General features: G+C 41.2%; 24 protein-coding genes and 1 other annotated feature. Of the genes, 22 read left to right on the forward strand and 2 right to left on the reverse strand.

Annotation, left to right across the window (positions count from 1 at the left end):
- The first annotated feature begins 15 nt into the window (after window positions 1-15).
- The 14 genes from mreC to pheA all read left to right on the forward strand — a co-directional run bounded on the left by mreC (window position 16) and on the right by pheA (window position 10466).
- Window positions 16-894 carry a rod shape-determining protein MreC gene (gene mreC, locus PQ578_RS06135; protein ID WP_098444411.1) on the forward strand — a complete coding sequence of 293 codons (879 nt, stop codon included), beginning with the start codon at window positions 16-18 and terminating at the stop codon, window positions 892-894.
- Window positions 891-1436 (forward strand): rod shape-determining protein MreD, encoded by a 546-nt coding sequence (mreD, locus tag PQ578_RS06140; RefSeq protein ID WP_098444410.1) that lies wholly within the window; start codon window positions 891-893, stop codon window positions 1434-1436. Before mreC ends, mreD begins: the two co-directional genes overlap by 4 nt.
- 41 nt (window positions 1437-1477) lie before the next feature.
- A complete protein-coding gene (gene minC / locus PQ578_RS06145) occupies window positions 1478-2155 on the forward strand; it encodes a septum site-determining protein MinC (protein WP_273833295.1) in 678 nt (225 codons plus the stop codon).
- Between the two features lie 19 nt (window positions 2156-2174).
- Window positions 2175-2975 carry a septum site-determining protein MinD gene (gene minD / locus PQ578_RS06150; protein ID WP_224883474.1) on the forward strand — a complete coding sequence of 267 codons (801 nt, stop codon included), beginning with the start codon at window positions 2175-2177 and terminating at the stop codon, window positions 2973-2975.
- Between the two features lie 174 nt (window positions 2976-3149).
- The gene (locus PQ578_RS06155) at window positions 3150-3893 is read left to right on the forward strand and encodes a M23 family metallopeptidase (RefSeq protein WP_273832636.1); all 744 of its coding nucleotides are present in this window, start codon (window positions 3150-3152) and stop codon (window positions 3891-3893) included.
- 8 nt (window positions 3894-3901) lie between these two features.
- Window positions 3902-4717: a M50 family metallopeptidase gene (locus tag PQ578_RS06160; protein ID WP_273832637.1), complete on the forward strand. Its 816-nt coding sequence runs from the start codon at window positions 3902-3904 to the stop codon at window positions 4715-4717.
- 33 nt (window positions 4718-4750) lie between these two features.
- On the forward strand, window positions 4751-5899 hold the full coding sequence (locus PQ578_RS06165) for a ribonuclease E/G (RefSeq protein ID WP_273832638.1): 1149 nt from the start codon (window positions 4751-4753) through the stop codon (window positions 5897-5899).
- An 89-nt stretch (window positions 5900-5988) separates the two neighbouring features.
- Window positions 5989-6063: a sequence feature (ribosomal protein L21 leader region), on the forward strand.
- Window positions 6064-6076: 13 nt separating this feature from the next.
- Window positions 6077-6385, forward strand: coding sequence for a 50S ribosomal protein L21 (gene rplU / locus PQ578_RS06170; RefSeq protein ID WP_048312605.1), 309 nt, complete (start codon window positions 6077-6079; stop codon window positions 6383-6385).
- A gap of 11 nt (window positions 6386-6396) precedes the next feature.
- Entirely contained in the window at window positions 6397-6729 is a 333-nt protein-coding gene (locus PQ578_RS06175) for a ribosomal-processing cysteine protease Prp (protein ID WP_098444404.1), read from the forward strand.
- 13 nt (window positions 6730-6742) lie between these two features.
- On the forward strand, window positions 6743-7033 hold the full coding sequence (rpmA, locus tag PQ578_RS06180; protein ID WP_098444403.1) for a 50S ribosomal protein L27: 291 nt from the start codon (window positions 6743-6745) through the stop codon (window positions 7031-7033).
- 178 nt (window positions 7034-7211) lie between these two features.
- Window positions 7212-7745, forward strand: a complete 534-nt coding sequence (locus tag PQ578_RS06185; protein ID WP_273832639.1) for a Spo0B C-terminal domain-containing protein — start codon at window positions 7212-7214, stop codon at window positions 7743-7745.
- Between the two features lie 9 nt (window positions 7746-7754).
- Window positions 7755-9038, forward strand: a complete 1284-nt coding sequence (obgE, locus tag PQ578_RS06190) for a GTPase ObgE (RefSeq protein WP_273832640.1) — start codon at window positions 7755-7757, stop codon at window positions 9036-9038.
- Between the two features lie 105 nt (window positions 9039-9143).
- Window positions 9144-9593 carry an ACT domain-containing protein gene (locus PQ578_RS06195; protein ID WP_098444400.1) on the forward strand — a complete coding sequence of 150 codons (450 nt, stop codon included), beginning with the start codon at window positions 9144-9146 and terminating at the stop codon, window positions 9591-9593.
- Window positions 9594-9602: 9 nt separating this feature from the next.
- Entirely contained in the window at window positions 9603-10466 is an 864-nt protein-coding gene (gene pheA / locus PQ578_RS06200; RefSeq protein WP_273832641.1) for a prephenate dehydratase, read from the forward strand.
- A gap of 87 nt (window positions 10467-10553) precedes the next feature.
- Here pheA and PQ578_RS06205 read toward each other — a convergent pair whose 3' ends face one another.
- Both PQ578_RS06205 and PQ578_RS06210 read right to left on the reverse strand, forming a co-directional pair.
- Complete coding sequence (locus tag PQ578_RS06205; RefSeq protein ID WP_160918663.1) at window positions 10554-11099, reverse strand: transcription repressor NadR; 546 nt, start codon at window positions 11097-11099, stop codon at window positions 10554-10556.
- Window positions 11100-11137: 38 nt separating this feature from the next.
- Window positions 11138-12262 carry an IscS subfamily cysteine desulfurase gene (locus tag PQ578_RS06210; RefSeq protein ID WP_273832642.1) on the reverse strand — a complete coding sequence of 375 codons (1125 nt, stop codon included), beginning with the start codon at window positions 12260-12262 and terminating at the stop codon, window positions 11138-11140.
- Between the two features lie 119 nt (window positions 12263-12381).
- On the opposite strand from PQ578_RS06210, the gene nadB reads away from it, so the two are divergent.
- The 8 genes from nadB to PQ578_RS06250 all read left to right on the forward strand — a co-directional run bounded on the left by nadB (window position 12382) and on the right by PQ578_RS06250 (window position 20955).
- A complete protein-coding gene (gene nadB, locus PQ578_RS06215) occupies window positions 12382-13938 on the forward strand; it encodes an L-aspartate oxidase (protein WP_273832643.1) in 1557 nt (518 codons plus the stop codon).
- Complete coding sequence (gene nadC, locus PQ578_RS06220) at window positions 13892-14734, forward strand: carboxylating nicotinate-nucleotide diphosphorylase (protein ID WP_273832644.1); 843 nt, start codon at window positions 13892-13894, stop codon at window positions 14732-14734. The genes nadB and nadC overlap by 47 nt, the downstream gene beginning before the upstream one ends.
- Complete coding sequence (gene nadA / locus PQ578_RS06225; protein ID WP_273832645.1) at window positions 14731-15831, forward strand: quinolinate synthase NadA; 1101 nt, start codon at window positions 14731-14733, stop codon at window positions 15829-15831. The genes nadC and nadA overlap by 4 nt, the downstream gene beginning before the upstream one ends.
- A 185-nt stretch (window positions 15832-16016) precedes the next feature.
- Complete coding sequence (gene safA, locus PQ578_RS06230; protein WP_273832646.1) at window positions 16017-17852, forward strand: SafA/ExsA family spore coat assembly protein; 1836 nt, start codon at window positions 16017-16019, stop codon at window positions 17850-17852.
- Entirely contained in the window at window positions 17836-18744 is a 909-nt protein-coding gene (locus tag PQ578_RS06235) for a protein kinase family protein (RefSeq protein ID WP_273832647.1), read from the forward strand. Before safA ends, PQ578_RS06235 begins: the two co-directional genes overlap by 17 nt.
- Window positions 18745-18824: 80 nt before the next feature.
- Entirely contained in the window at window positions 18825-19451 is a 627-nt protein-coding gene (locus tag PQ578_RS06240) for a YhcN/YlaJ family sporulation lipoprotein (RefSeq protein ID WP_273832648.1), read from the forward strand.
- 118 nt (window positions 19452-19569) lie between these two features.
- Window positions 19570-20319, forward strand: coding sequence for a YebC/PmpR family DNA-binding transcriptional regulator (locus PQ578_RS06245; protein WP_098444390.1), 750 nt, complete (start codon window positions 19570-19572; stop codon window positions 20317-20319).
- 99 nt (window positions 20320-20418) lie between these two features.
- Entirely contained in the window at window positions 20419-20955 is a 537-nt protein-coding gene (locus tag PQ578_RS06250; RefSeq protein WP_273832649.1) for a BofC C-terminal domain-containing protein, read from the forward strand.
- Window positions 20956-21019 lie beyond the last annotated feature (64 nt).

Below are 21019 nucleotides of genomic sequence, written 5' to 3' on the forward strand. Positions count from 1 at the left end.
TGGAAGGTGTAACGCATGCCACAATTTTTCTCAAATAAACGTCTCATTGTATTGCTTGTGAGCATTATTATTTTAGTTGCCTTAATCGGTACATCAATGAAAGAACGCGATGCACTCACAATGCCTGAGCAGTTTTTTAAAGATTCCATTGGTTGGCTTCAATCAATCTTCTATAAACCCGCTAATTCAGTAGCGGGTTTATTTGAGAGTATTGGAGAAATGAAAGACATGTATGAAGAAAACGAGCTATTGAAGTCGAGGCTCAACGAATTTGTTGCGGTGTCAGAAGAACTGAAAACCGTCAAGAAAGAAAATGAAGATTTAAAAAGTGAGTTAAATATTGATTCCTCAACTGGACTTTCGAACTATCAAACCTTCCATGCGAATATGATTGCGCGTTCACCAGACCGTTGGAATGATTTGCTAACGATTGATAAGGGAGAACAGGATGGGGTAGAAGCGGATATGGCCGTTGCTACGCCTGATGGCCTAATTGGTAAAGTGAAAAATGTTCAGCCTTTCTCATCAACGGTTCAACTAGTGAGTGATGTTGACCGTACGAATCGAATTGCTGCAATGACGCAGGAAGATAAGAATGTTTTCGGAACAATTGAAGGATATGATACGGAAAAAGAAGTATTGCTTTTCTCGAAAATTCCGGTAGATACGAAAGTAGAAAAAGGCCAAACCGTTATTACAGCAGGAAATGGTGGAATATTCCCACGCGGTATTGTTATCGGTGAAATTGTTGATATTGAAACGGATAACGTTGGTACGACCCAGACTGCTTATGTGAAACCAGCGTCTGACTTATATGATATTAACAATGTCATGATCATCGACCGTGGAGCACAAAACGTAAATCCTGATGAGGGGGAAGGTGAAGAAGAATGAGGCGTTTTTTTCTAGTTGGAACGCTATTTGTTCTTTTTCTTTTGGAAGGAACCGTTTTTCAGGTGTTCGCACCTGAACAATACGGTTTTGATTTTCAGCTCATCCCGCGTTTTGTAACGGTGATTGTGGTTATGATTGGGATGGTTTTGTCACCTGCTTATGGCGTCCTATACGGTGTTGTTTTTGGACTTTTACATGATCTGATTTATACAGATCTTGTTGGGGTATATATGTTTGGAATGTCGGTTGCAGCCTACATAATCGGTTACTTATCGAAGGTTTTTCATCTAAATTGGTTTACGACACTTATACTTGGGTTATTAGGTGTAACATTGATGGAATTCTATGTGTATGAACTATTTTCTTTAATAAATGTAACCGACGTATCCTTTCCTTCCTTTTTCTACAGTCGCTATCTTCCTTCCTTACTTTTAAATGGAATCTTTTTGCTTATTGTTTACTACCCTGTAAAACGGTTGCTTGAAGATTTATCTGAAAGCCGTAGACAAGAAAATCAGGCCAAAAGAAGGAGTTTCCTTTAGCAACGTTGAATTATTCTATGTTGAGGTGAATGAAATTGTCTATGGTACAAAAGCAAACACAGCATTTTGTTACGATTAAAGGAACGAAAGACGGCTTGAATCTGATTTTAGATGATTCCTGCGCTTTTCGTGATGTTATAAATGAACTTGATGAAAAACTCTCCGCTCGTCATATTCAGCAGACGGAAGGACATACGATTACAGTAACGCTCAAGCTTGGGAATCGTTATTTAACAGAAAAGCAAGAAAGAGAACTTCGTGCGATGATTCAATCTAAGCAAAATCTAGAAATTGATCGCATTGATTCGAATGTCATGTCGCGTGACGAAGCCGAAGAAGAGCGTAAGAGGTCCACGATTACGTCCGTAGCGAGAACGGTACGATCAGGGCAGGTTCTTGAAGTAGAAGGCGATCTTCTCCTAATTGGTGATGTGAACCCTGGTGGTACTGTTAAAGCTTTTGGCAACATATTTGTAATGGGTGCACTTCGAGGCATTGCTCATGCGGGGGCTTATGGGGATATGGAGGCGGTTATTACAGCCGCTGTTATGAAACCTTCGCAGCTTAAAATCGCAGATTTAATCAGTAGGCCGCCTGATCAAGTAGGGGCAAGCATTCATGAAGCTGAATGTGCTTTTGTCAAAGACGGTCAATCTGAAATTAGCGTTGATCGCGTTCAAATACTGACCAAAGTACGACCGAATTTGACTAGGTTGTAGACAGAAAGGGGAATGTTGTGTGGGAGACGCTATCGTCATTACTTCCGGAAAAGGTGGTGTGGGTAAGACCACAACGACAGCAAACATTGGAACAGCTCTTGCACTATCGGGGAAAAAAGTATGTCTGGTTGATACGGATATCGGTCTTCGAAATCTTGATGTAGTGATGGGGCTTGAAAATCGTATTATTTATGATCTTGTTGATGTAGCTGAGGAAAGATGTAGACTTCATCAAGCCTTAATTAAAGACAAGCGCTTTGAGGCACTTTACATGCTTCCGGCAGCACAAACGAAAGATAAATCTGCTGTGCAGCCGGCACAAATGAAGAAAATTATCGATGAATTAAAACAAGATTACGATTATGTGTTAATTGATTGTCCGGCAGGCATTGAACAGGGCTTTAAAAATGCCATCGCTGGTGCAGATAAATCAGTTGTTGTTACAACACCTGAAACGTCGGCTGTAAGAGATGCTGATCGCATTATAGGCCTTCTCGAAAAAGAAGAGAACATTGAAGCACCAAAACTTGTAGTAAACCGCATTCGAAACCACATGATGGAAAGTGGCGAAATGCTTGATGTAGACGAAATTGTTTCGATACTTGCGATTGATCTCCTGGGCATTGTAGGGGATGACGATACGGTTATTACAGCTTCGAATAAAGGAGAGCCGATTGCGCTTGATCCTAGTTCAAAAGCTTCAATCGCCTATCGTAATATCGCTCGTCGCATTTTAGGTGAATCCGTTCCGCTTCTTTCTCTTCAAGAAGAGAAAGGCATGTTTAGTAAAGTGAAAAAGTTTTTTGGAATGCGTTCTTAAATCTCGGCTACGGCCGGGATTTTTTTGTTGGAGAATTCTTTGTCTATAATACTCATTGATTGCGCTGTCTGAGCGTACACCTCAAACTCATTCTAACTTGAAAGTATTCAAATGACATATCCCCTCAGGACAAGTCATAAACTGAATACTACATATAGGAAGGATGGGTGAGGAATGCGGAAAGATCTGGATGATGTGAGAAAACGACTCCATTCGAGAAAGAAGGAGCGTCAGCCAATGCGTGGAGCACCTCGATCAAGACAAAGTCATGATCATATGCCTACTCTTACAAATCAAAATGTTGAAATGAAAATTCACCCGCTTTTTAACAAGCAAAGTTTTTTAATGAGAGCGATGATTTCGGCCTGCTTATTTCTAGGTGCAGGGATTTTATTTAAAGCAGAGAGCGATCGACTCGTTCCAGCCCAGGATTACGTTACTGATATGATGGCGGAAGAATTTCAGTTTGCCTCAGTGAAGAACTGGTATGAAGGGAATTTTGGAAATCCAGTTGCTTTATTTCCAACATCTCCAGAAACTAATTCGGATGCTGAAGCTCCTGTATATGCGCTACCTGCGAGCGGGAAAGTACTTGAGAATTTTGAGACCACTGGAAAAGGGATTATGGTCGAAACTGTACTAAGTTCTGGAGTCGAAGCGATCGATGCAGGGGTGGTCACTTATGCAGGAGATAAAGAAGGGATAGGGCAGACTGTTGTTCTTCAACATACTGATGGAAGCGAGTCATGGTATGGTATGCTGGATTCAATTGATGTTTCTCTTTACGATTTTGTTCAAACGAAGGACCAACTTGGAAGCGTCTCAAACTCTGAAGATGGCAAGACAGGAACGTTTTATTTTGCCATAAAGAAAAACGAAGGGTTTATTGATCCGCTTCAAGTTGTACCAATCGAATAATGTTAAGAATGATAACAATCCATCCTCTTTTCTGGATGACAATTGGTCTTTCTATTCTAACAGGGCGTTTTCGAGAAATGCTGCTGCTGTTCCTCGTTGTCCTTATTCATGAGTTAGGGCATGCTGGAGCAGCTCGTTTTTTTGGGTGGCGAGTTAATGAAATCGTTCTTTTACCGTTCGGTGGTGTTGCTGTAGTGGATGAGCATGGAAACCGCCCGTTAAAAGAAGAGCTTATGGTTATTCTTGCTGGTCCATTCCAACATGTTTGGATGATAGGAGTTGGGGCGATTTTCTATTATTTAGGTTTATGGGATGATATGTTCAGTCTTTTCCTACTTCATAATTTAATGGTTCTCGTCTTTAATTTATTGCCGATATGGCCACTTGATGGCGGAAAACTTCTTTTTTTATTTTATTCCCTACGTTATCCTTTTAAAGCTTCTCATAGAGTAATGCTTCATTCGTCCATTGTTTGTTTATGTTTACTCATGATGGCAACGATCGTCTTCTTTCCATTTCACTTAAATTTGTGGATGGTGATCATTTTTCTTTCCGTATCATTGTTCAAAGAGTGGAAACATCATCATTATATTTATTTGCGGTTTTTACTTGAACGTTATTCAACAACGTTTAAAGGGAAAAAAAAGGTTGTTTCAGTAGCTTCTGAAATGAAATTAACAGATCTTCTCGCAACATTTTATCGTGGATATCACTATCAAATCGTCATAACAGATCTAAACGTAGAGGCGGATGAGCAAGTTTTACTTCATGCCTATTTTAAGAAAAATCAAATTGGCTGTGCAGTTGGTACGCTATTTAGGTAAACTAGAGAAAAGTGCAAAAAAAGGAGAGCGGCTATGGAATTCATTGTTCTTAAAAAAAACGAGTGGCAGGCGGCCGCTATTGTAAAAGATCAAGAAATAACAGATATTTGGACGGAGGCAATCAACCCAAAAAAACCAGATGAGGGAGACCTTATTCTAGGGAAAGTATCGTCTATTTTAGACGATAAGAATGCGGCATTTATTTCACTTGGTAGCGGAAAACCAGGCCTTTTAAATGGTGATGAACTCGTTTGTTCACAACAAAAAAAGACAGCCGGGGAATGGATGCCGGCTGTTTCTGATTGTATTGAAGAAGGTCAGCCCATTCTTGTTCAGGTGAAGCACCCTGGGATCGATCGAAAAGGTCCGATTGTATCAGAATTGGTGGCGTTAACTGGTGATTCTCTCGTCTATATGCCGTACGCCTGTTATTCAGCTGTATCAAAACAGCTGCCAACAAAGAGAGAAGAGCTTCTTCAAATTGCTCATCAACATTGCCTTGAACAAGAAGGGCTTATCTTTCGGACAAGCGCAGGAAAATTGAGTGAAGCAGAGCTTTTAGATGAGCTTTACAACCATCGTGAAGAGTGGAAGCAGCTTGTTGCTTACGCCGCTTCGGTTCGAGCACCGTGTCTTATAAAAAAAGCCGGGGGACTTGCTGAACGAATTAGCAAACTTTATCCTCTTCATCGAGTAACGAAACTAGCGACAAATGACGACGAAACGGTTAAGACCTTCCTGCCTCTATTGTCAAAAGAGGCGAAAGTAATGTCTCAAGACGAAAAAAAGAGCGCTCTTCATCTCCTTGAAAGAACGATTGAGGGAATGGAGAAAACAGTTAAAATAGGGAAAGCAGCTCTACATATAGAAGAAACAAATGCGGTAACAGCGATTGATGTGGATAGTGGTGGTGTCAGAAAAATGACAAAAAATCAGACCCACTTTGAAGTGAACTTGATGGCGATCGATGAAATTGCAAAACAGCTGCGACTTCGAAATATTGGTGGCATGATTATTGTTGATTTCTTAAGGGTTGATGAGAAAGAACGACAAACGTTATTCGCTCAAATGAAGAAAAAGGAAAAAACAGATAAACGTTTGAAGGTCGCTGGCTTCACAAAGCTTGGTCTGTTTGAAATGCAGCGAAAGAAGGCGGGACTCCCTCTCAGTAAACTGATTTAAGTTTGGAATGCAATAAGTCGCGTTTCTTGCATTGACACCGCAATTTTCGCTGTGGTATGATTTAGTGGTTAGTTCGTTTGGAAGCACCCAAAGAGCTACAACCGCTCAAAAACAGGTTTTTAAGCTATTTACTAGCACCTGCAATGGCGAGTCTTAGTATTAGAGGAGGTGCACGTAATGTACGCAATTATTGAAACTGGTGGTAAACAAATCAAGGTTACTGAAGGTCAAGAAATCTACATCGAGCTTCTAAACACTGAAGCTGGTGAAACGGTTACTTTTGACCGTGTGCTAATGGTTGGTGGAGACGATATTAAAGTTGGTTCTCCTATGCTTGATGGCGCTACTGTAACTGGTAAAGTTGACAAGCACGGTAAAGGTAAGAAAATCACGGTTTATAAATATAAGCCAAAGAAAAACTACCGTCGTAAGCAAGGACACCGTCAACCTTACACTAAAGTAGTTATCGACAAAATTAACGCTTAAGGATATCAACGATGATACGTTTCAATTTGAAGCGCGATTCTGACAATCGCATTATTTCTTTTTCCCTATCTGGACACGCTGAGTCTGGCCCGTACGGCTATGATTTAGTATGCGCAGGTGTTTCTGCTGTGTCGATTGGAACTGTGAACGCGATTGAATCCCTTTGCGATGTACATCTCATAGTTGACATGGAGGATGAAGGTGGTTATCTCAGCTGTACCGTTCCAGCTCGTCTGGACCAGCGTACGGATGAGAATATTCAACTTCTCCTTCAAGGAATGGAAGTATCCATTTCCGCTATTGCCGAGGAATACGGCAAGCATATCCAAATTACTCACACATAGGAGGTGGGACAATATGTTGAAAATGAATCTACAGTTTTTCGCATCGAAAAAGGGTGTAGGTAGTACAAAAAACGGCCGTGATTCAATCTCCAAGCGTCTTGGCGCGAAGAGCGCAGACGGCGAGTTCGTATCCGGCGGTTCGATTCTTTTCCGTCAACGCGGAACTAAGATCTACCCTGGTACAAACGTTGGCCGTGGTGGAGACGACACTCTATATGCGAAAATCGACGGCGTCGTGAAGTTCGAGCGTCTTGGACGTGACCGTAAACAAGTAAGTGTATATCCAGTTGCTAAAGAAGCATAAGCAGCTTAAGAAAAACTCTAACCGTTCGGTTAGAGTTTTTTGATATAATGGACGAAATGATCTAGAAAAAGTGACGATGCACATGAATACGCATAAGATTGTTTTCTTTTTAGGGTAACATGAATGATTCATCTATTGTTATAATGAAGAAAATGGTTAAAGCATTGGGAGTGCAACTATGTCTAAAAAGTGGAATACCTTTGATGTTCTGCGCCATTCTCGTCATGATTGGTTAAATCGTTTGCAGTTAATCAAAGGCAACCTTGCACTGGATCATGTGGACAGGGCAAAGGAAATTATTGAAGAAATTATTATCCAGTCGAGACAGGAAGCAAAATTGTCGAATTTAAATGCTCCGAAACTTGCAGAATATATATTAACGTTTAACTGGTGTAACCATTTATTTCAGTTGGATTTTGAAGTGATCGGAGACGAGTATGATATTTGCGCTTACGAAGCAGATCTCATTGCGTTAATTGCTCAATGTACAGCAGTGCTTGATTCACATGTGAATGTTCCTGCGGATCACCACTTGTTATTAACGCTTCAGTTGTACCACGAAGAAATTCATCTTGTTTTTGACTTTCAGGGTGAAGTTTCCGATCAAAACAAGCTCAAGCTGGCGTTCGAGAATCCTGATGTAAAAAGCGCTAAATTGATTGAATTAGAGCAAACGGAACAGGAGCTAGTTAGCACGTTTTTGATTAAATGAGGTGAAAGTATGTTTGTAGATCAGGTCAAAGTATTTGTTAAAGCAGGCGATGGCGGAAATGGTATGGTTGCCTTCCGTCGAGAGAAGTATGTACCGGATGGCGGTCCTGCAGGTGGCGATGGAGGAAAAGGCGCTAGCGTCATATTTGAAGTAGAAGAAGGTCTTCGTACACTTATGGACTTTCGTTACAATCGTCACTTTAAAGCGAAAACCGGTGAACACGGTCGTTCGAAGAATCAGCATGGACGTAATGCAGAGGATATGGTTGTTAAAGTTCCACCTGGTACAATCGTTGCAAATGCAGATACCGGAGAAGTAATTGCAGATTTAACGGAACACGGTCAGCGTGCAACGGTTGCAAGAGGCGGACGAGGCGGACGTGGGAATTCACGTTTTGCATCACCTTCTAACCCGGCGCCAGAGCTTTCAGAGAATGGTGAACCTGGGGAAGAAAAAGATGTTACTTTAGAGCTCAAGGTTCTAGCTGATGTTGGACTTGTTGGGTTTCCTAGTGTAGGAAAGTCAACGCTTTTATCCGTAGTATCAGCAGCGAAGCCGAAAATTGCAGCGTACCACTTTACAACAATCGCTCCGAATTTAGGCGTTGTTGATACGAAAGATGGTCGCAGTTTTGTTATGGCTGATTTACCTGGGCTTATCGAAGGTGCTCATGAAGGAGTAGGGCTTGGCCATCAGTTCCTTCGTCATATTGAACGTACACGAGTCATCGTTCATGTCATTGATATGTCTGGTATGGAAGGGCGAGACCCTTATGAAGACTACTTAAAGATCAATGATGAATTAAAGCAGTATAAAATGCGTCTAATGGAGCGTCCGCAAATCATTGTCGCTAATAAAATGGATCTTCCAGATTCTGAAGAAAACCTTGAAGTTTTCAAGGAAAAGTTAGAGGAAGATTTCCCGATTTATCCGATTTCTGCTGTAACGCGTCAGGGTGTACAGGAAGTATTGTTTGAAATTGCAGACAAGCTTGAAACAACACCTGAATTCCCTCTTGATGAAGAGAAGGAAGAAGAAACTCGCGTTATGTATCGTCACGAGAAGGGTGCACCAGAATTCTTTGTGACACGTGATAGCGATGGAACGTTCGTAGTGAATGGACCTAGAATTGAAAAGCTATTCAAAATGACAGACTTTAATCGAGAAGACAATGTCCGCAGGTTCGCTCAACAGATGCGTAGCATGGGTATTGATGAAGCGCTTCGAGAGCGTGGAGCTGAAGACGGAGACGCAGTTCGGATTCTGGAGTTCGAATTTGAGTTCGTAGACTGATGAACGAAGAAGACTGTCCTGATCGATGGACGGTCTTTTTTTACATAGCCGCAATGCTTCGACGAATATGGGCCGTAGCTGGCCGAAATAGAGGTGAGGGGAAGAATGAGCAAAGAAGACAAGAACTTTTATCTTGTTCGAGAAGATGTTTTATCTGATTCGATGTTAAAAACGCTACAGGCGAAACTTCTTCTTGAAAGTGGAACGGTTGAATCTGTCAGAGAAGCCATTGATGAAGTAGGGGTAAGCCGTAGTGCCTTTTATAAATATCGCGATACGATCTTACCGTTTCATACGATGATCATTGAACAGATTGTAACACTTTCTGTTCACCTTGAGGATCGTTCAGGGGCACTTTCAAGAGTGCTAAGTACAGTCGCACAGCTCGGTTGTAATTTATTAACGATTAACCAAACGATCCCTCTACAGGGCTATGCTACGGTTATCTTAACAATGGAAATTGGAGAATCTAATCTACGCTTAAACGATTTACTTGTGAAAATAAAAGAAATTGAAGCGGTTAACAATGCTGAAATTATTGGATCTGGAGCATAGGGGGAGAAAATGGATACCAAAAAAAAGATAGGTTTTCTTGGGCCTGAAGGAACGTTTACAGAAATTGCAGCAAAAACGTTATTTGAAGAGGAGGATCGTACACCTTTTCCAACCATACGCGCTTGCCTTGAAGCGGTGGAAAACGGAGACGTCGATTATGGTGTTGTTCCTCTAGAGAATACGATAGAAGGTTCTGTTAATATGACGCTTGACCTGCTCTCACAACAAGTATCACTACCAATCGTGGGAGAGCTCGTTTTGCCGATCAGACAGCACTTGCTTATTCACCCTGATCAACAGGATTGGAAAAAAGTAAAGCGTGTCCTTTCGCATCCGCATGCCATTGCCCAATGTCATGTCTTTCTTCAACAGGAGTTACCTGAAGCAGAGCTCAGTAATGCGCCTTCAACAAGTGCTGCTGCTGAACATGTGCAAAACTCTGGGAAGATTGAAGAGGCTGCAATCGGGAATGAACTTGCTGCAGAAAAATACGGTTTAACGATTGCTCAAGGTGATATTCATGATACGGAAGATAATGACACGCGGTTTCTAGTGTTACACAAAACTGCTGAAGCTTTACCGAAAACCCCTTTATTCCGTGAAGATCGTGTCACATACAAAATTATTCTCCCATCTGATTATCCTGGAGCACTTCATCAAGTGCTTGCTGCATTTGCGTGGCGTAACCTAAATTTAACGAAAATTGAGTCGCGCCCGATGAAAACAGGACTTGGAAATTACTTTTTTATTATCGATGTGGAACGTCCTAACCGTGATGTGCTTTTAAAAGGGGTCGTGGAGGAAATACAAGCGCTTGGCATTGGGATTTCTGTACTAGGCGAGTATCCATGTTTCGTCGTAACTCCTAAATAATTAGTGTCATTGAAATACGATCCACAAAAAAGAACGGCGCAAGTTGCTGCCGTTCTTTTTTGTGTTTTTTAACTCATTATCACTCGTTTAATCTTGTTCTAATAAAAATCCTTGTTCTTTTAATGCCTGAATGACAGCTTCAAGCTGTGTTTTAGAATTCGCTTCAATGGTATGGAGGTGCACTCCTGAAGTAAGTTCAGATAAAAGCGAGGCATTTGTCATAGAAAGCTTTGATAAAAATTGATCTGCTTCAAGGCGATTCCCTACGAAAAGGGAGGCTGTTAAATGCCCGTATAATGGGTGTTCGACGGTAACATCTTTAACAGTCCCTCCGTGATCTACAATCGTATAAAGCTCATTTTTTGTATCTTTGGGTGAATGCTTGCAGGCGATAACCTGTTCATACTTTCTATTTTCTCTTTCGGTATTAAACATGATATATCCTTGTGAAGTTGCAATAATCGGTTCATTTCTTGCTTTTAATAACGAAATATCCTGAACGATTACTTGACGGCTAACATTCGTACGACTCGATAAATCACTTCCTGTTAGTGGTTTCTCGCTCTCTTTTAGCCACTGAAGAAGTAGTGATCTTCGATTCTCTCCTAATATTTTTTCTCCATCTTGTCCCATAACTAAAACCCCTTTCCAAGAACACGATCTTAACCTTATTATATCTTTGTTACGGAACAGCGTGTAAGGATTTCTTTAAATCCATCTACGGCTTTTTCTATTTCTTGCATGGTTGTGTCTCGTCCAAGACTGATGCGGACGAGTTCTCTTGCCTCATCACTCGTTCTTCCCATCGCCCGCAAAGTTTTCGAAGGTTGATGTTGGCCGATCGAGCAAGCTGAGCCCGTTGAAACAGCGATACCTTTACGGTTTAACTCTAACATAACATATTGCCCTTCAAGCCCCTTAATCCGGATACCGATAATATGCGATAGTCCCTGTTCACCTTCAATAACAATATTCGGATGTGACAATTCGTTCACGAGGTAAGCGCGTAAGTTTGTGAATTTTTTTTGTTCGGCATTCAATCGGTTAATCGCATCCTCAGCAGCGGCCGCAAAGGAGAAAATACCTGGAACATTCACAGTACCAGGACGGAATCCATTTTCGTGAACAGTCCCTGGTAAGATTTGCTTCCATGAGATCGAGGGCGAAATATAGCAAGCTCCAACGCCTTTTGGACCATGTAATTTATGAGAAGAAACGGATACGGCGGAAAGATACAATTCATTTACATCAATATCCACTTTTCCGAAAGCTTGAACGGCATCCGTGTGAAATAAAATCCGACGTTTCGCTAGCTCTTTGCCGATCTTCTTAATAGGTTGGAGAGTGCCGATCTCACTATTTCCAAAAGTAATCGAAACTAAAATGGTGTCTGGGCGAATGGCTTTAATTAGACTTGCAAGAGATATTTGTCCGCTTTCATTATAAGGAAGGTATGTCACATGGTAACCTTCACGTTCGAGTTGTGAAAATGTATTTAATACAGAAGAATGCTCAGCGCTTGATGTAATGATATGTCCTTGTGAAAATGTTTTTACCATACTTTGGAGTGCTAAGACATTTGCTTCTGTTCCACCTGAGGTGAAATAGATTCCGTTCGGGTCGCCATTTAATAGCGAGGCGATGGAGCGACGAGCATTTTCTAATAAATGAGTAGCATCTGTACCGGCATTATGAGCACTCTCAGTGTTTGCAAAGAATTGTTTGGCGGATTGCGTATAGGCATGTAAAGCTATATCAGAGATTGGGGTTGACGCTGCATAATCAAGATAAATCATTTTTTCTCCTCACTAATATTCAGTCTTGTTATTTATTTAAATATATGTAAATATAGGTGTCAAGACAGATGTTAAGTATTTGTGTTTTTTATACATTGTTTAGTGGGAGAAGTGGTTTCATGAATCAAGTTAGTACTGAAGTATTAGTGATTGGGAGCGGTGTTGCTGGATTAATGGTAGCTGAGCTTCTTTCATTGAAGAAGAATGTGATGATTATCACAAAGTCAAAGCTCGGCGAAAGCAATTCTAAGCTTGCACAAGGTGGAATTGCTGCAGCTACCACAGAAGAGGATAGCTGGACAAATCATTTTTTTGATACGATCCGAGCTGGCGTTTTTCATAATAACGAAGAACTTACTGAGCTCCTCGTTAAAAAAGGTCCAATGCAACTAAGGCACCTCATCAACTTGGGTGTGCGATTTGATAAAAGCATGAATGGTGAGTATCAAAGATGTAAGGAAGGAGCGCATAGCGTATCGCGAATTTTTCATGCCGGTGGTGACGCCACAGGCGAAGAAATCATCCATACACTAATTAATCGAGTGAAAAAACGATGTACCATTCTTGAAGATCATCTGGCGATTGACCTACTTATCGACGAAGGAGAATGTACCGGAGCTAAAGTGATCAATCAAGCTGGAGATACTTTGATTGTTAATGCGGCTTATACGCTGCTTGCAACAGGGGGAGCGGGGCAGCTCTATCCAGTAACGTCAAATCATCCAGCCATTACAGGAGATGGACTTGCAATGGCTTATCGGGCTGGAGCGATATTAACAGATCTTGAATTCATGCAATTTCACCCAACGATGTATGCAGGGGATGCTGACCACTCTTTCCTAATATCTGAGGCTGTTCGTGGTGAAGGTGGCGTATTGGTTACAGCTAATGGAGAGCGTCTCATGGAAGGGAAACACGAACAATTTGATCTTGCACCAAGAGATATTGTAGCAAGAGCGATTCACGAAGAAGAGTTGCCAGTTTACCTAGATATCTCTATGATTTCAAAGTTTGAAGAGAGATTTCCGACGATTGCGATGCAATGTAAGAATCATAATGTGAATTTGGCAAAAGGAATGATTCCAGTGAAACCTGGTGCTCATTTTCTTATGGGTGGCGTGATAACTGATCACGTTGGTAGAACTTCTCTTGATGGATTATTTGCTCTTGGAGAAGTTGCTCATACAGGTGTTCACGGAGCTAATCGCCTTGCCAGCAACTCTCTTTTAGAGGGTATTGTGTTTGCACGTGAAGCAGCTGAGTGGATTTTGCATCATCACCGAGACGTAAGAAAAAGAGAGTTAATAGAGCAACATACGAGATTATCTCAGCCCTCAATATTACTCCATGAACTAAAAGAAACCATGGATGAATTTGTTGGAATGAAAAGAACAAGGGTAGGGCTTAGTTATGCGCTTAAGTTACTTCAACTTCACCCCTTTGCAACGGACGAAGTTGGTAAGTTGGATTTTCAGTCAATTGAACGAGCTAATATGGGGCTAGTCAGCTGGCTAATGGCAACTTCGGCCGTTTTACGTAAAGAAAGCCGTGGTGCTCATTACCGAGCAGACTATCCGAAGCAGCTGCAAGAATGGAAACAAAAAAGAATTTTTAGGGGGATGTATCAGGATGATTGGGTTAAAAGTGAGGAAAGATCTCGAAAAATTTTTCATTGAAGATATAGGAACTTCGGATTTGTCGAGTGAGCTGCTATTTCCTTCAGACGAGCAATCAGAAGCGCTATTTATAGCAAAAGAAAGTGGCGTTTTTTGTGGCCGAGAAGTGATTGAAATTGGTTTTCGAATACTTGATGAAAGAAGTCGCGTTGAGGTTTACGTGACAGATGGTGATGTTGTTCAAAGTGGGGACGTCGTTGCTTCTGTAAAAGGGAAAGTACGAGCAGTACTAACAGGCGAGCGCGTTATATTAAATCTGATACAGCGAATGAGCGGTGTAGCTACGATGACGGCTCGAGCAGTTGAACTTCTTAACGATCCTTCTACACGTGTTTGTGAAACGAGAAAAACGACACCTGGTCTTCGGATGTATGAAAAGTATGCAGTGAGGTGCGGAGGTGGGGTTAATCATCGAATCACCCTTGATGGTGGCGTAATGCTAAAAGATAATCACATTGCACAGTTTGGAAGTATTGAAAAAGCAGTATCACATGTAAAAAAACGCCTTGGTCATATGACTAAAATTGAAGTGGAGACATCAATGGAAGAGGAAGTACGAGAAGCCGTAAAAGCTCAGGCTGATGTGATTATGTTTGATAACTGTTCGCCAAAAGAAGTGGCCGCATATGCGAAATTAGTTCCCTACCCGATAATTTCAGAAGCGTCAGGAGGCATTACGCTTGAGAATCTTGCAACGTATCGGCAAACAGGAGTTACGATGATTTCGCTAGGTTGTTTAACCCATTCTGTTAAAAGTCTTGATATTAGTTTACGTTTGAAAGGGGAAGTGAAATGAGCATTTTAGATGCATTAAAAAAGCCTGGTCTTCCAGAACGATATAAAAACCTTACCGAAGAGGAGATGGTTAAGAGGGTTGTAGCGATTAAAGCTGAGATGGGGGAAAGGTTATACCTTCCTGCCCATCATTATCAAAAGGATGAAGTTGTTCAGTTTGCAGATGATACAGGAGATTCTCTCCAACTCGCGCAGCTTGCTGCACGTAATAAAAAAGCGGAAACGATCATTTTTTGTGGGGTTCATTTTATGGCTGAAACAGCTGATATTTTAACAGAAACCCAACAGACTGTTATTCTTCCTGACATGCGGGCAGGTTGTTCTATGGCAGACATGGCGAATATTCTTCAAACTGAGCGCGCATGGTCGAAGCTTCAAATGTTATTTAGTGATACGATTCTTCCTTTAACATACGTGAATTCTACGGCTGCTATAAAAGCGTTTGTTGGAAAATATGGTGGAGCAACGGTGACATCGTCAAATGCAATGGCGATGGTTGATTGGGGATTTACTCAGAAAGAGCGCATCCTGTTCTTGCCTGATCAGCACCTGGGACGAAATACCGCTTATGAACTTGGTGTCCCTTTAGAGGCGATGGCCGTGTGGGATCCGATTACAGATACGCTAGAGTACGAAGGAGATTATAATGAAATTAAAGTGATATTATGGAAAGGTCATTGCTCGGTCCATGAAAAATTCACTGAGGAAAATATTGATAAAGTGAGACGAGAGTTTCCTGACATGAATGTCATCGTTCATCCAGAGTGCAGTTTTGAAGTTGTGGAACAATCGGATTTCTCTGGGTCTACAAAAATGATTATTGAGACGATTGAACAGGCACAACCTGGTTCAAAATGGGCGATTGGGACAGAGATGAACCTTGTTAATCGCATTATTCAACAACATCCCGATAAAACAATCGTTTCATTAAATCCAAACATGTGTCCTTGTCTAACCATGAATCGAATTGATTTGCCTCATCTTCTATGGGCGCTTGAAGAAGCTTTAGTTGGGCAGAAAACAAATCAGATTAAAGTGGAATCAGATACAGCATTCTATGCGATCCAAGCGTTAAATCGAATGCTTGCTCGCGCATAAAAAACAAGGGATCAAACGTTATGTTTGATTCCTTTTTTGTTTTTAAATTGACATTACTCATAGGCGCCCTCTCCTTTGCATATTAATGTGATGATCTTATCCTTTCAAAAAGGTAGCAATCTGCCCAGTCATGCATACACTGTACTGAATTTCATTGTACTGATTACAGGAGGGAGTTTTTTAGGTTGAAAATACATGTCGTTCAAAAAGGCGATACTTTATGGAAAATCGCTAAAAAATATGGCGTCGATTTTGAACAATTAAAAGCTGTCAATACGCAGCTTAAGAATCCTAATATGATTATGCCAGGTATGAAAGTGAAAGTGCCATCGGGTGGTGTTCCTGTAAAGAAGAAAGAAATGCCGATCAAAGAAATGAAAAAAGAAATGCCTAAGAAAAAAGAAGCGCCGATGAAGCCTATAGAAAAGCCGTCTATGACAATGCCAATCAACAATGAGTTAAACATGGGTTTAAATATGAACATGAATATGAATATGATGCCTCAGGAAGAAAAGCCTAAGAAAGTAAAGCCAAAAGAAACAAAGCCTGAAAAGAAAGTGGAAGCGAAAAAAACAGCTGAGGAAAAACCGGTTGAGAAAGCAAAAAAAGTAGCTGAAAAGAAACCAGTTGAAAAAGCCAAAAAAGCAGAAAATTTATTTTATCCAATGAATGATGAAGAAGTATTAGGTGAATTTGAGTCTTCGTCAATGGAAATGCCACCACCTCCAATGAATCAAGGGTATCCTAGTAACGTAGCTGGAACTACAAGTTATGCGAACAAAGAATTTAATGGTGGTTATCCTGGCTATCCGACTTCTGTGGGTGGAGCACAAATGGGCTCTAACAATCAGAACGTAGCAGGTGCTTATGAAGGGTATGGAAATAAAGCAAATTCTGGTGGATATCCTGGAGAAGTAGCTGGAGCTTATGGCTATTCAAATCAAAACGTTGCTGGAGCGTATGAAGGTTTTGGAAATAAGGGGAACGGCTATCCAGGTGCGGTAGCAGGAGCTGAGATGAACGGATATGGTCAAAAAGGAGACGAGAGCGTAGCAGGGGCTTACCAGCAAAACGGTTATCCAAATCAAAATGTAGCTGGTGCTAACATGAACAACTATGGTATGGGTGAAGAAAGCTCTGATGTTGCAGGAGCAAGCTACGGAAACAAAGCAAATCAAAGCATGCCGGGATACCCTGGTTCAGTCGCTGGCGCGCATATGTATGGTAGCGGTTATCCAAATCAAGACGTAGCAGGAGCGTATGAAGGTTATGGCCATAAAGGAAATAATGGCGGCTACCCAGGAAATGTAGCGGGCATGCAAACACCAGGATATCCAAATCAGGACGTAGCAGGAGCGTATGAAGGTTATGGCCATAAAGGAAACAATGGCGGTTACCCAGGAAATGTAGCGGGCATGCAAACACCAGGATATCCAAATCAAGACGTAGCAGGAGCGTATGAAGGCTATGGCTATAAAGGAAACAATGGCGGCTACCCAGGGAATGTAGCGGGCATGCAAACACCAGGATATCCAAATCAAGACGTAGCAGGAGCGTATGAAGGTTATGGCCATAAAGGAAACAATGGCGGCTACCCAGGAAATGTAGCGGGCATGCAAACACCAGGATATCCAAATCAGGACGTAGCAGGAGCGTATGAAGGCTATGGGCATAAAGGAAACAATGGCGGCTATCCTGGATCAGTAGCTGGGGCAGCAATGAATGGTTATGGTATGGCGCCATATGCTCATAAAGGAAATGAAGAATATCCTGAAGCTGTGATGGGTGCTTATGGTTACCCGAATCAAAATTTAGGTGGCATGATGATGCCGCCTGGCTATCCTAACCAGCCAATGGTCTCACCTTATCAGCAACATGACTGTGGATGTGGAGGAAATCAACAAGTATCGCCTTATCAACAAATGCCGTCATATGCGAACCCTGGATTTGTTCAAGGAGCTAATAAAGCGCCGATGATGGATTATATGGGAATGGAAAGTAGCTATGCCGAATCACGTTAGTAAAATGAATGGGGCTATCCTACAGGGGATACGCCCTTTTTTTCTACAAATGAAGCAGATAAATTCACTCGTTTGGAGGGGGATTTCTTACAATGGCGAGCCTGTTTTTTTAAAAGCAGCAGTAAAGAAAGAAACGATAAAAAAACAAATCGAAATTTCATCTGCTGGTGCTACTTCTTTTGTTTCTTATATTCCTTTCGCAGATGGCGAGTGGATGAAAGAAAGTGGTGGACTAACGTTTGCCTGCATGAAAGCCATAGAAGGGCGAGCGCTTGACTATAGTATTAAAGAAGATCGATTTCTTGCGATGGAAAAAACCAATCATTTTCAAGATGAAGTTCAGGGGATTGTTAGTAAGCACATACCATATGTCTCTCTTACTCGAAAATGGACGAACCGCTTCATACGGTTTAAACAAAATTTAGATTCTGAGGTACTCTCTTGTGAACAGGAAAAGCTTATTAATTATTTTTTAACGATTGGTGAAATTGTTCTCTCTGAGATGATGGAAGTCGAACAACTTGAACGGTCTAGTTATCGACGTCATTGCATTGTCCACGGCGATCCTGCACATCATAACTTTATCTTTAATTTTGATCAGTTGCTTTTAATTGATGGTGATCTCATAAGTTACGCTCCTCGTGAGTATGATTATTTGCAGTTGATAAATCGAATGCTTCCTCACTGTAACTGGTCGCTAGAGGAATGGGAGAATTCACATATCTCTTCACTTCGTCATTGCCTCGAAGATTCTTCTCTTAGAAGACTTCTTGCTTATCCTGCCGATTTTTACCGGGAATGGTTAATGAATCCCAGTGGAAGAAATGAACTATTGGTAAAAACAGAGCAGCAGAAAGAGAAAAGGACGGCATTCATTCGGCAAGTGCTTTAATAGGTACCATTGTTACCTAGAACTAACAGATTAAAAACATCAGCCTCCTCACATTCTAAAGGTGAAAGGAGGTTTTAAATTTGAGGAAAACAATTCTAACGCTTTCTACGATGATGTTTGCAGGTGGATTAATCGGGTGTACAGCCGATAATGAGGCGATGGATACACGTTATAATGATTCCACACGTCCAATTGGTTATTACACAAGTGAAGATAATAACGGTGATTATCGCGAAGGTGCCGTTACAGACATGATTGACCGAGATTATGAACACGGTGTAAAAGCGCCAGATGAAAAGCAAATTGATAAACGTAATGGAATGAACGGGCCAGGATACATGCGTACCGATGATAATTATTCAGGTTATGACAATGAACTGTCTACTCGCCTTGCGAAGAGAATCAACAAGCTTAAAAATGTAGATGATTCTCGTGTCATTGTATACGGTGATCAGATCATGATTGGCGTTGATACAAACGACAAAAATGATGCAGATGTAAAGGATACCGTTCGTAGTGAAGTAGCAAAAGTAACGAAGCAGAAAAATGTTTCGATCTCAACAGACGAAGATGTTTTTGGTCGCATGGGCGACGTGAATAACCGTCTTGCAGATGGAAATGGCTTTGAAGAGGTTCAGGCTGATGTGAATGGGATTTTAGATGACATCGGCAATGCTGCAAAGCGTCCTTTTGAGAACAACAAGTAATTAAAATAGCGAGTGGGCAGAAGCCTGCTCGCCTACATATGCAGAACACTTTTCGGTCGAGTAACTCCTATGTTACGGTTAAACAAATCACTCTATTTGAAGGGAGTAGTTCGTACCGATGGCTGGACATTCCAAATGGAAAAATATTCAGCGTAGAAAAAACGCACAGGATGCGAAACGTGGGAAAGTATTTATGAAGCTAGCGAAGGAAATTTTTGTTGCTGCTAAGCAAGGGGGAAGCGATCCGGAAACAAATCCTTCTTTAAGACTTGCGATTGATAAGGCGAAATCATCAAATATGCCGAACGATAACATTGATCGTGCGATAAAGAAAGCCACTGGTGATTTGAATGGCGTACAGTACGAAAATGTTATATATGAAGGCTATGGCTCAGGTGGCGCAGCGCTCATGGTTCAATTGCTCACAGATAATAAAAATCGTGCTGCGGCCGATGTACGACATGCTTTTAGTAAAAATAATGGAAACATGGGCGAAAATGGTTGTGTATCCTTTTTATTTAATCGCAAAGGTTTACTGATCATTGACCGCTCTGAAAGCGAAATTGATGGAGAGGAATTATTGCTTCAGGTGATTGAAGCTGGTGCAGAAGAAATGGAAACAACGGAGGAAGCATATGAGATTTATACGGATCCACAAGAGTTTCAGGTGGTTAAGCATCAGCTAGAAGCAGACGGCTTAACATTCTCATCTGCTGAAGTCACAATGATTCCAGAAACGTATGCCCCTCTAGAGGACGAAGATGGTATTAACATGGTGAAGCTAATTGAACAGCTTGAAGATAATGATGATGTGCAAGAAGTATATCATAATGCGGAAATAAATGATGAGGTGTATGAGCAACTTTAAGCTACAGAGTTTCTGTAGCTTTTTTTGAATAGAGAGAGAAAAGTTGGAAACGCTAACGGCATGAACTTATTGAATATGGAAGAAAGGTGTTGGAGATATATGAAAAACCTTTGTCCACTCATTCTGTTAGGTTTCCTTCTAGTTTTTGGTGGAACATCTGCCGAAGCTTTTGAGCCTAATAACGGTTTAGCAACGGTAACGACAGAGTCTCTACAAGAAGAAGGGCCGTTAGTCATTGAAGTAGAACTACGAACGAATTATGCTGATGGTGTGACAACAAAACAATCCGTATATGAAACGATTTGGGCAATGGAGGATTTTTGGAGTCAATATGCAGACTGGCAACTTGTGGATCAGGAAGAAGGAAAAATGGTTTTTGAACGGAATTTTGAAGACATTTCACCTGCAAGTAAACAAAATGGTCATTTTGGTTTAACGGAGGATGGTGTTCTTACCATTTTTGATGGTGACCCTGCCGATGAGAAAGTGATTCAAACGTTCTTCCAAATTGATGTAGGTAAGCTTGAAAGTCAAAGGCGAGAACAACTTATGGATGGTATACCTGTAGAGTCATGGTATCAGTTTGAAGATGTGATTCAATCTTTTTCGAAAATCAAAAGCGAACCTGTCCAATAGGACGGGTTTTTTGTTCTTAATAAACAGTTTATTACCTTTCGTGTCTAGCTGCGACTCGCAGAAA

Source organism: Guptibacillus sedimenti (genome assembly GCF_028610665.1).
GTDB classification, from domain to species: domain Bacteria; phylum Bacillota; class Bacilli; order Bacillales; family Guptibacillaceae; genus Guptibacillus; species Guptibacillus sedimenti.